The 11,055-nt window shown below is 63.6% G+C and carries 10 protein-coding genes and 1 pseudogene; 9 read left to right on the plus strand and 2 right to left on the minus strand.

The annotated features are described in order from the left end of the window. A pseudogene (locus AC1DT2_RS08640) lies at positions 1-298 on the minus strand (two-component sensor histidine kinase); the annotation flags it as partial. Beyond that, positions 295-960, minus strand: coding sequence for a response regulator (locus AC1DT2_RS08645; protein ID WP_477295869.1), 666 nt, complete (start codon positions 958-960; stop codon positions 295-297). The pseudogene AC1DT2_RS08640 and the gene AC1DT2_RS08645, both read right to left, overlap by 4 nt. Before the next feature lie 257 nt (positions 961-1,217). On the opposite strand from AC1DT2_RS08645, the gene AC1DT2_RS08650 reads away from it, so the two are divergent. The 9 genes from AC1DT2_RS08650 (at position 1,218) to AC1DT2_RS08690 (ending at position 10,914) form a co-directional block, all read left to right on the plus strand. Then, positions 1,218-1,595 carry a hypothetical protein gene (locus tag AC1DT2_RS08650; protein WP_477295870.1) on the plus strand — a complete coding sequence of 126 codons (378 nt, stop codon included), beginning with the start codon at positions 1,218-1,220 and terminating at the stop codon, positions 1,593-1,595. A gap of 453 nt (positions 1,596-2,048) precedes the next feature. Beyond that, the gene (locus tag AC1DT2_RS08655) at positions 2,049-2,504 is read left to right on the plus strand and encodes a hemerythrin domain-containing protein (protein ID WP_477295871.1); all 456 of its coding nucleotides are present in this window, start codon (positions 2,049-2,051) and stop codon (positions 2,502-2,504) included. A 125-nt stretch (positions 2,505-2,629) separates the two neighbouring features. After that, complete coding sequence (locus AC1DT2_RS08660; protein WP_345777514.1) at positions 2,630-3,406, plus strand: HAD-IIA family hydrolase; 777 nt, start codon at positions 2,630-2,632, stop codon at positions 3,404-3,406. Positions 3,407-3,414: 8 nt separating this feature from the next. After that, complete coding sequence (locus AC1DT2_RS08665; RefSeq protein ID WP_477295872.1) at positions 3,415-4,716, plus strand: MFS transporter; 1,302 nt, start codon at positions 3,415-3,417, stop codon at positions 4,714-4,716. A gap of 76 nt (positions 4,717-4,792) precedes the next feature. Further along, entirely contained in the window at positions 4,793-5,329 is a 537-nt protein-coding gene (locus AC1DT2_RS08670) for an ATP-dependent zinc protease family protein (RefSeq protein WP_477295873.1), read from the plus strand. Continuing rightward, a complete protein-coding gene (gene rimK / locus AC1DT2_RS08675; protein WP_213949724.1) occupies positions 5,326-6,261 on the plus strand; it encodes a 30S ribosomal protein S6--L-glutamate ligase in 936 nt (311 codons plus the stop codon). The genes AC1DT2_RS08670 and rimK overlap by 4 nt, the downstream gene beginning before the upstream one ends. 195 nt (positions 6,262-6,456) lie before the next feature. Further along, positions 6,457-7,143 carry a response regulator transcription factor gene (locus AC1DT2_RS08680; RefSeq protein WP_159889890.1) on the plus strand — a complete coding sequence of 229 codons (687 nt, stop codon included), beginning with the start codon at positions 6,457-6,459 and terminating at the stop codon, positions 7,141-7,143. Beyond that, on the plus strand, positions 7,127-8,410 hold the full coding sequence (locus AC1DT2_RS08685) for a sensor histidine kinase (protein WP_477295874.1): 1,284 nt from the start codon (positions 7,127-7,129) through the stop codon (positions 8,408-8,410). Before AC1DT2_RS08680 ends, AC1DT2_RS08685 begins: the two co-directional genes overlap by 17 nt. Before the next feature lie 185 nt (positions 8,411-8,595). Next, a complete protein-coding gene (locus AC1DT2_RS08690; RefSeq protein ID WP_477295875.1) occupies positions 8,596-10,914 on the plus strand; it encodes a TonB-dependent receptor in 2,319 nt (772 codons plus the stop codon). Positions 10,915-11,055 lie beyond the last annotated feature (141 nt).

Below are 11,055 nucleotides of genomic sequence, written 5' to 3' on the forward strand. Positions count from 1 at the left end.
CCTGGAACCCCACTTCTGGCTCGTAGTTCTTGGCGTGGACAGCCACAACTACCGTGCCTCGCTGGGCATCGGTTGCCAGTTCTAACGCTCGGCCGGAGTCAGCCTCTGAGTATCTATTCTGGCCATAGGCGATCAACGTGCCCAGCGTTCGACCCGCTTGAGCCAGACGGCCATCCAGCAGCTGATTCATCTCATGGAGCTCGCGCTGATAGCTTATGGTGCCTAAGGGAATCAGGACTGCCACCTGCACCAGAATGATCAGCCAGGTCAGGCGCGAGCGGAGGCTGTTGGATGTCACCGGGGCTCCCTGGGCATCATGTAGCCAATGCCTCGAACTGTGTGAATCACCTCCGGGCTCAACTTCCGGCGCAACCAATGCACGTGTACCTCAATCGCGTTGCGATCGACCACTGTGTCGAAGCCGTAGACCGAGCCCTCAAGACTCTCACGGCGAACTATGCGGCCAGCTCGCTCCATCAATATCCGTAAAACAGCGAATTCCCGCCGCGTCAGCCCGATACGCACACCTCGGTACTCAACATCGGTCGTGGCCAGATCCAACACCAAGCCACCCACCTCCACACGATTATCCACGAGACCTTGGGCCCGGCGGGTTAGTGAGCGTATCCGCGCGGCCAGTTCGCCGAGATGGAAAGGCTTGACGAGATAGTCATCGGCACCGAGGTCGAGTCCTCGGATGCGGGCCTCGGGCGCTTCCCTTGCCGTCATCACGAGAATCGGCGTCTTCACGCCGGATCGTCGTGCCTCCAGAAGAACCTCCAGGCCGTCCTTACCGGGTAAGCCGAGGTCCAGCAGGACCAGATCGAAAGACTCATCCGGTAGCGCACTGGCGCCCTTTCGCCCGTCGGTCAGCCAGGTGACGGCGTACGACTGGTGCTCAAGGGCGTGCTTGATGGCCTCGCCCAGCTCGATATCGTCTTCTAGGAGCAGGATGTGCATGGCAAGGGGGATGCTAGGGGGCAGAAGGACGCCATCATGGGAGAGAAGTCTTTTCCTAACCTTTTGTGTTCGGCTGGCTCAGTCTAGTCCGGCTGGAGCCTTGAGACGGAATGCTTAGCTCCCCTGGGGTGTCGCAAACACATCCTTGTCGGGGCGCGAGGATGAGATTAGGCTCCGGCCGTCCGCAAATCGATGCCTGCCCATGAATGATCGTGCCCGTGCCCTCCATTCCGCCCTGAAAAAGGCCGGGAGCGCTGTTGCAAGGCCTTCCCGGGATATCCGCACGTGCTTACCTTACCGATCTCCTTGCCGTATTCCCGAACCAGCTTCGGCAGCTTGAAATCTTCGTTAAGYCGGGAAAACGAGATCCCGTCATCGCCGCTGGCCTGAACGAATACTGCGCCGATCACGGTATCGTGCTGGCTCATCGATTGACGAAAGAACTGCATGATCGTGTATGGATCTTCGACCAACGGCGTGCCTTCGCTATTGGCACTTCATTCGGTGGCCTCACGGACAAGTGCGCGTTCATCCTGGAGCTTTCGCGCGAAGACAGGGAGCGCTTTGTTGGCAAGCTTCGCCAGGTTCGCGAAGGTGCCCGTTGGGCGCCGGGCATGAGTATGGACGAGACTTGACGTTTCGCGGCCGACGCGGCTTCGAGACAGGCTTAGAGGCCTGGCGACAAAGCGGGCGCCCTCCGCACGCAGTCACCACAGAGCAGCCTGCGAACCAATTCACCGCTAATACGGGATTTGGTTGGCCTCTTGCACGGGACTCTCCGAAATCCCGTTGAGTAGTACGCTGCGCGCGCGTGCAACGTAAAGAGATTTCACGGCAAGGACCTTGTCCTGCGCATAGTCGCTGAACGATACCACCGAGCGCTCGTGGTCACAAAGCGCAGATACGACGGCCCCCGGTGACCACGAAGTAGCGCATGGGTGAGGGGTGTACCTGGAAAAGTGGGGTTCGCCTCGGGTGCATCGTCACCTGCCACGCGATGGAGCCCGTCGTCGTCGCGCTTCGCCGCTGACGAAACCCTGACATGACACCGGCGAGGATGATGCCTCCATGACAAAGCCGGGAACGCCATGTCCGAGACGATCTTCGAAGCCCTCCGCGAAAGCCACGTCATCCAGCGCTCGCTGATGCGCAAGCTCATGCGCTCCGATCCGGGCGAGCATCGCGTGGAGTTGTTCACCGCGCTGCGCATCGAGTTGGCCGCCCATGAAGCGGCGGAGGAGCGCTTTCTCTATGTGCCGATGCTGATGGATGACCGCGGCCTGCATCCGTCGCGGGACGCACTGGCCGACCACCATAAGATGGACGACCTCGTGGAAGAGTTGCAGACGGTAACCCATGCCGGCCGCAAATGGACCGCCAACCTCAGCAAGCTCTCCGACGAACTGCACGACCATCTTCGCGAGGAGGAGCGTAGTTTCTTCCAGCTGGGCGGCAAGATACTTACCGATCGGCAGAAGACCTCGCTGGCGAAGAAATACCGCAAGGAGTACGTCGCCCTGCACAAGCGGCTCGCCAGCGAGTAAGCGCCAGCGCCGCCGAAGCAACCCCTCACGGTGCGGGTGAGTGCTTGCAGGTCACACCGTGCCCAAGGGCATCCCGTCGCGGTACCCTTGGCACCTGTGTTCCGTTTTTCTGTAAGGAATTCCCCGTGACCGACCGCAAGAACGTTGCCTGCTGGCTGACCGACATGGACGGCGTCCTCGTCCACGAGAACAAGGCCTTGCCGGGAGCACCCGAACTGATCCGCCAGTGGCGGGATCGCGGTACGCCGTTCCTGGTGCTGACCAACAACTCCATCTTCACCCCGCGCGACCTCAGTGCGCGCCTGCGTACCTCGGGCCTGGACGTGCCTGAAGAGCAGTTATGGACGTCCGCGCTGGCCACGGCCACCTTCCTCAAGGACCAATCCCCCGGCGGCTCGGCCTTCGTCATGGGCGAGGCCGGCCTCACCACGGCGATCCACGAGGCGGGTTTCATCATGACCGACACCGCGCCGGACTATGTGGTGCTGGGCGAGACGAGGACCTACTCTTTCGCGGCGATCACCAAGGCGATCCGTCTGATCGGCAACGGCGCGCGTTTCATCTGTACCAACCCGGATGCGACCAGCCCCAGTGCCGAGGGTCCGTTGCCCGCGACGGGCGCCGTGGCCGCGCTCATCACCCGTTGCACCGGCCGCGAGCCGTACGTCATCGGCAAGCCCAATCCGATGATGTTCCGTTCGGCCATGAACAAGCTCGGCGCGCATTCGCACAACACCGGCATGATCGGCGACCGCATGGATACCGACGTGGTCGCGGGTATCGAAGCGGGCCTGCACACCGTGCTGGTGCTCAGCGGCATCGCCACCCGGGCGGACGTCGATAGCTATCCGTTCCGTCCTGCGGAAATCCTCGACTCCGTCGCGAACCTCCTCGAGGACTGAGACGAACCATGAGCGCGACCCTCGATACCGCGGACCGCCGCACGCTCAACCGTGGCGATGTGAAAACGCTGCTCCTGTCCGCCCTCGGCGGTGCGCTGGAGTTCTACGACTTTGTCATCTTCGTGTACTTCGCGAAGACGATCGGCCACCTGTTCTTTCCGCCCGGTACCTCGGAGTGGCTGGCAACGCTGCAGACGTTCGGCATCTTCGCCGTCGCGTATCTCGCCCGGCCGCTAGGCGGCATCGTGATGGCGCACTTCGGCGATCGCATCGGCCGTAAACGGATGTTCATGCTCAGCGTGTTCCTGATGGCCGTGCCGACCCTGCTGATTGGCGTGCTGCCGACCTACGCGACGCTGGGCGTACTGGCGCCGATCCTGCTTACCCTGCTTCGCGTCTTGCAGGGCCTGGCCATCGGCGGTGAAGTGCCGGGGGCCTGGGTGTTCGTGGCCGAGCACGTGCCGCAACGCCGCGTAGGGATCGCCGTTGCCAGCCTCTCGGCAGGCCTCACCGCCGGCATCCTCATGGGCTCGCTGCTGGCGGCATGGCTCAATGCCAACCTTTCCGAAGCCGATATGCTGGACCACGGTTGGCGAATCGCCTTCATTCTCGGTGGCGTCTTCGGCTTCATCGCCGTGTACCTTCGCCGGTGGCTGAGTGAGACGCCGGTATTCGCGCGCATGCGGGAGCGCAAGGAGCTTTCAGAAGAGCTTCCCGCGTTGGTCGTCGTTCGCGACCACTTGCCGGGTGTGTTGCTGTCGATGGCGGTGACCTGGGTGCTCACCGCGGCGATTGTCGTGGTCATCCTGACGACCCCCACGGTGATGCAGACGACGTTCCACATTGCTCCGGCGCGCGCGTTTGAAGGCGGAAGCATCGCGGCGTTCACCCTGTGCCTGGGCTGCATCGGCGGCGGCCTTCTCGTCGACTGGATGGGTACCGCCCGCGCCATGTTGCTCTCGTCGATCGGCCTGATGCTCAGCACCTATGCTTTGTACATCGACTTGCAGGGCGGCGGTGCGAACCTGTTTCCGCTCTATGCGCTTGCCGGCGTGTTCGCAGGGGTAGCGGGCATCGTCCCGGCTATCCTGGTGGCTTCGTTTCCGCCGGCGATCCGCTTTTCCGGGATATCGGTCTCCTACAACGTGGCCTATGCCATCGCCGGCGCCGCCACGCCGGTGCTCGTGGCCATCCTCGCCAGAACCGCCGGTGGCCTGGGGCCGGCGCACTACGTGGCCATCGTCTCGCTGGCTGGCGTGGGCGCGTCGGTCTACATGATGGTGACCGGGCGGGGCTCCCTTCGCCCTTGAAAGCGCCTCGGACCCCTTGCTGTTCACGTCGATTTCATGGGCGTGACAGTCTGGAGGGGTCCGATGATCGTGCCGGTTGAAACCCGGCACCACCTTCGGCATGCTTTTGCATCCGGACCGTTCCCCCGGTCCACCGCCGTCCCCCTACCTTCGCACCAGACCCATGACTGATGTCATCACCCTAGGCTGGCGCGAACGGCTCGCACTTCCGTCGCTCGGCGTCGCTGTCCTCAAGGCCAAGCTCGATACGGGCGCGCGCTCGTCGTCGCTGCACGTCGAATGGCTGGAGATCGACGAGCGAGACGACGGCACATGGCTGCGCTTCCAGGTGCGCACGACCCGAAAGGGCGGCGTGTCTGATCCTTGCGAGGCCAAAGCCATCGGCCAGCGTACCGTGACCGATTCTGGCGGCCATGCGACCACCCGCTGGTTTATCCAGACCGAGATCGAGCTGGCCGGACAGACGTTCCTTGCCGAAGTGAACCTGACCGACCGGCGGCACATGCTCTTTCCCCTTTTGCTCGGCCGGACGGCGCTGAACGGGCGCTTCCAGGTCGATCCTTCGCTTTCCTATTCACAGACGCCGCGCCGCGCCGTCCGGGAACCCACATGAAGATCGCCATCCTGTCGCGCAATGCGCGGCTGTACTCCACGCAGCGACTGGTGGAGGCGGCGCGCAAGCGCAAGCACACCGTCCGCGTGATCGATCCGCTGCGTTGCTACATGAGCATCGCACCGCAGATGTTCGCGATCCACTTCAAGGGCAAGCCGCTTGGGCCGATCGACTGCGTGATACCGCGCATCGGCGCCTCCAGCACCTTTTACGGTACGGCCGTGCTCCGCCAGCTCGAGCTGATGGGCGTGTTCACGCCTAACCCCTCCGACGCCGTGCTGCGCGCGCGGGACAAGCTGCGCAGCCTGCAGATGCTGGCGGTGAAGGGCGTGGACATGCCGGTCACCGCCTTCGGCGACAACCCGGATGACACCTCCGACCTGCTGGCGATGCTGGGCGACCCTCCGCACATCATCAAGCTGAACGAGGGTACCCAGGGCACCGGCGTGGTCCTGGCCGAGAAGCGCTCAGCGTCCCAGAGCGTGATCGAAGCCTTCCGTGGCCTCTACGCGAACTTCCTCGTCCAGGAATTCATCCGGGAGGCCAATGGCAGCGACCTGCGCTGCTTCGTGGTCGGCGACCAGGTGGTCGCGGCCATGCAGCGCTCTGCGGCGCCGGGTGAGTTCCGCGCCAATCTGCACCGGGGCGGCACGGCGGCTTCGGTCGAGCTTTCCGACGACGAGCGCCGGGTTGCGATCCAGGCGGCTTCGGCCCTGGGTCTGGAGGTCGCGGGCGTGGACCTCCTGCGCTCGTCCCGTGGCCCGTTGTTGCTGGAGGTGAATGCCTCGCCAGGCCTGGAGGGCATCGAGGGCAGCACCGGGGTCGACGTGGCCGACGCCATCATTGCCCACTGTGAAACCCGCCTTGCCGCCCGCCCCGCGGTCGCCAAGCCGCGCCGCCCAAGGGCCCCGAAGGGGTTAACAGCGATTTAAACGGGTGTCGCCTATAAAGGTTTCACTGTGATTCCGCGACGCGGGGGGACGGTATCGGGGCAGTAGTTCTTTCGGCCCGGGCGGGGTTTCCCGTCCGGGCCTCTCTTTTACTGCTGTCCGCTTCACGGATTCGGCGTTAAGCTTCCGGTCGCAATACTGATAAGACTCACCCGCGACCGCACAATGGAGTGCCGAATGCGCGTTCTGGTCATCGAAGACAACACCGACATCGCGACCAACATCGGGGATTACCTCGAGGATCGCGGCCATGTGGTCGATTTCGCCGGCGACGGCGTCACCGGGCTGCATCTGGCTGTCGTACACGATTTCGACGTCATCGTGCTCGACCTGACCCTACCGGGCATGGACGGGCTGGATGTCGCCAAGAAGCTCCGCCACGAGGCGCACAAGCAGACGCCGGTGCTCATGCTCACGGCGCGCGACTCGCTGGACAACAAGCTGGTTGGCTTCGAGTCCGGTGCCGACGACTACATGACCAAGCCTTTCGCCCTGCAGGAACTGGCGGCGCGGCTGGAAGTGCTTGCGCGTCGGGGCAAGGGTCCGCAAAGCCGCGTGCTCAAGGTGGACGGTCTCACCTACAACCTCGACACGCTTACCGTGACCCGCGAAGGTAAGTCGATCCAGCTCAATCCGATCGGCCTGAAGCTGCTGCAGGCACTCATGGAGGCCAGCCCCTCCGTGGTGACGCGGCAGGATCTGGAGCAGCGGGTCTGGGGAGAGGAGCTTCCGGACTCGGACTCGTTACGCGTGCATATTCACGGGCTGCGTGCGGCCATCGACAAACCTTTCGAGAAGCCGCTGATCCACACGCGTCACGGTATCGGATATCGCATGGTCGATCCGGATGCGGTCCAGACGTAAGCTTCGTTTTCGCCTGATTGTCACCTTTACGCTGTTCGGTCTCGGGCTGAGCGCTCTTTTCGCGTTCGCGGCGATCAACATCCGCGAGCGTGTCGAAGAACAACTGATCAACTCGGCCTTGCAGGATGAAGCGGACTCGCTCAACGCGCAGGTTCGGGCGAACCCGGCTGAGAGGCCGCAGTTCAACATCATCCAGGCCGCCACCTTCAGCGAACGTACGATTTACAAGGCGCCGCTGAACTGGCAGTCGCTCGATACGGGCGTGCACGAGCTCTACGAGACCGGCAAGGACGGCAAGCCGCGCCACTTCAAGGTGGCCGTCCGGCGCGAAGGCGGCATCATCAACTTCCTCCAGTTCGACGTCTCGCGCGACGAACTCGGCAAGCGCCAGCTCATCACCAGCGTCATCGCGGCGGTCTTTCTGTTCGGGTTGTTCTCGCTGGTGCTTGGCGTGTGGCTTTCGGCGCGCGTCCTGCGCCCGGTGACCGATCTGGCCAGGCGCCTGCGTGACTTCCGCCGCGTGGGCAAAGCCGAGGCGCTGGCCCCGCACTTCGCCGACGACGAAGTCGGCGAGCTTGCCGTGGCGCTCGATGAATACGCCATGCGCCTGACCTCGGTCGTCGAGCGCGATCGCGAATTCAACTCGGACGTGAGCCACGAGCTGCGCACCCCGCTCGCAGTGATCGCCAGCACGACGGAGCTCCTGCAGGGCTCGCCCGATCTGACAGACAAGTTGCGCGAGCGACTGAAGCGCATCGAGCGCGCATCGCGCCAGGCAACCGAGATGATCGAAGCCCTGTTGCTGCTGTCGCGCGCCGAACGTCGAGGTCCCACGCGCGGCGAAACCACCGACGTGGCCAAGGTCGCCTCGGATGTGATCGAAAGCCAGCGCCCGCAGATGGGCGGCAAGCCCATCGAGATCGAGTTGGTGTCCGATGGATCGGTGTCGGTAAACGCGCCGGCCTCGGTGATTTCGGTGGCCCTGACCAACCTCATCGGCAACGCGATCAAGTACACGATGGAAGGCAAGGTCACGGTGCGCGTGCTCGACGGCCGCGTGGACGTGATCGATACCGGCCCCGGCATCAAGCCGGAAGACGCCGAGAAGCTGTTCCAGCGCGGTATTCGCGGCGAAAGTGCCACGGGCGGTGGTGCGGGGCTAGGCCTCGCGATCGTGCGTCGCTTGTGCGAACTGTACGACTGGGACGTTTCCCTGCGACCGCGGGCCGACATGGCCGGCGCGATTTCGACGATCGATTTCCGCTGAGCGAAGACGGACGTCCAGGCGTCCTGTCACAGGGGCTGTCACTAAGCTGCCATTTTACTGCACGACTATCCGACGCTTCCACGGCGCGTGATGGGCACCCTCAGGGGAGGTGTGCCGCGACGCGTCCGCGAGTGTAAGGATGCAGTCCCTTGTTCAAGCAGACCGTTCTGGCCATCGCCCTCGGTATGGCCCTGTCTTCCGTTGCCTACGCGACCGACACCGATACCACCGACACCAACGCCCCGGCTGATAACGCCAGCGCCACAAAGCGCGACAAGGTGCAGGACCTCGATGCGGTCTCCGTGATCGGCACGGGCGAGACGCGCCAGGTGCAGCGCCTGCGTCCCTCGGACCAGAAGGCCCTGCCGCCCGGAACGAGTCTTCAGAAAGTTCTCAACACGCTGCCGGGTGTGAATGCACAGTCGGTCGACGCGCTGGGTACCAACGAACAGTCGATGACGCTCAGCCTGCGCGGCTTCAGCGGCACGCGCCTCGGGTACACGCTGGACGGCATGCCGCTGGGTGACAGCGCTTACAACAACTACAACGGCTTATCGATCAACCGCGCGCTGATCYCCGAGAACTTCGCTGGCGCCGAACTCTCCGAGGGCATCGGCAATCTCGGCACCCCGTCGACCAGCAACCTCGGCGGTACCATCGCCTATACATCGAACGATCCGACGAAGACGATGGGTGGCCGCGTCTCGCAGACCGTCGGCAGCGACGCCAATCGCCGCACGTATGCGCGCTTCGACACGGGTGAGCACAACGGCTTCTCAATGTACCTGTCCGGAGCGAAAACCACATCCGATCTGTGGAACGACCAGACGGCGTACAACGGTTCGACGACGAAACAGTTCAACGGCAAGGCCGTGTGGGACCTCGACTGGGCGCGATTCACCGGCTTCGCGGACACCTCACGCACGTCGCAGGCGGATTATTTCTACCTGTCCAAGAGTGAGCTGGCGCGCGGCCTGGGTTGGGACTGGGGTGGCTCGGCACCGAACTGGCAGAAAGCGATCGGCAAGGCTTACTGCAATGCCGGCACGCTCAACGCCAAGCTCTGTGACAAGAGCGGTGCGGATACCGACGCGGACGGTGCGTTCACCGCGGGTCAGATCCTGCGCAACGACGATCTTTACTACCTCGCCGGCGACTTCTTCCCGAGCGACTCGGTCACCATCCACGCCCAGGTCTATCACCACGAGGACGCGGGCGAAGGACACAACTGGAACAGCGGCACGTATTCCTACCCGGGCACGCCGCAGCAGTTGCCGATCATCTTCCGCAACACGCTCTATACGATCAATCGCTCGGGCGCCGTGCTGTCGGCAGCGTGGGACATCGCGAACCAGCACATCGAAGGCGGTGTCTGGTACGAGCACAATGTCTCTACGGCGTCGCGCTACAGCAGCTACGTCACCGGGCCGCGGGACCTCAGTGGTCCTATCGACGCCACGCCGGACCTCGGCGTTTTCGACCAGCGTACGGTATGGAACACGCGACAGGCCTTCCTGCAGGACACGATGCGCTTCCTCGACGATGCACTCACGGTCGATGTCGGCGTGAAGAGCCCGCATGTCACCTCGCGCGCGGAGGCCTTGCCGGGCGACGCCGTGAAGCCGATTCCCGCTAACTCAAACAACCAGTTCGCCACGGGTTCGCTCAGCGCAAGCAAGGCATTGCTGCCGCAGTTCGGTGCGCGCTACAAGCTCGCCGAAGGCCAGGAAGTCTTCACCAGCTTCTCGAAGAACGTCGCGATGTTCCAGGGTGGGTTCAAGCTGGGTCCGCAGGCAGTGGCCCAGTCCATCTGGGACACGCAGGGCGACCTCAAGCCCGAGAAATCGCGCAGCCTCGAGGCCGGCTATCGCATCGAGACGGACCAGGTGGCCGCTTCGGTCGCCGCATACAATGTGCGCTTCGACAACCGTCTGCTGCAGTACAACCCCTGCGACTCACGCCAGCCGGTCGGGCCGAGCTGCGGTAATCGCTTCTACAACGTCGGTGGCGTGAACAGCCACGGCGTTGAACTGACCTTCGTGTGGCAGCCGACCAGTCACCTGCGCTGGTACAACTCGGCCTCCTTCAACCGCTCGACGTATGCCAGTGACTACGTGCAGGCCGGTGTCGTCCAGCACACCAGCGGCAAGATCCAGACCGACACGCCGACCAAGCTGTTCGCGACGCAGATCGACTGGACGCAGGGGCCATGGTTCGCCTCGCTACGCGGCAAGTACACCGGCAAGCGTTACTACACCTATACGAACGACCAGGGCTTTGGTGGATTCACCACGTGGGACGTGTYGGGTGGCTACGACTTCGGCCCGCTTTCGGTGGCGAAGGACGTGCGCCTCTCGCTCAACGTGACTAACCTCACCGACAAGCGCTATGCCAGCAACTTCGACTCGAGCGCCTTTGTGCCCAGCGACCCGGCCGGTACCGCCTATGTGTTCCACGCATCCGCGCCCCTGCAGGTATTCGCGACGCTGGATGTACGGTTCTGATGGCTCGCCGCATCGCCGGTCTGGGCTTGATGTTACTTCTGGGCAGCGCTTCGGCGCAGACCGTCGATGTTCGTACGGCGGATGTCGCGCAGGCGCCGCTGCCGCGCTCGGTCACGTTCGGCGGGAAGACGTATGTCGATC

The sequence above is a fragment of the Luteibacter sp. P4_E6 genome, from assembly GCF_056401535.1.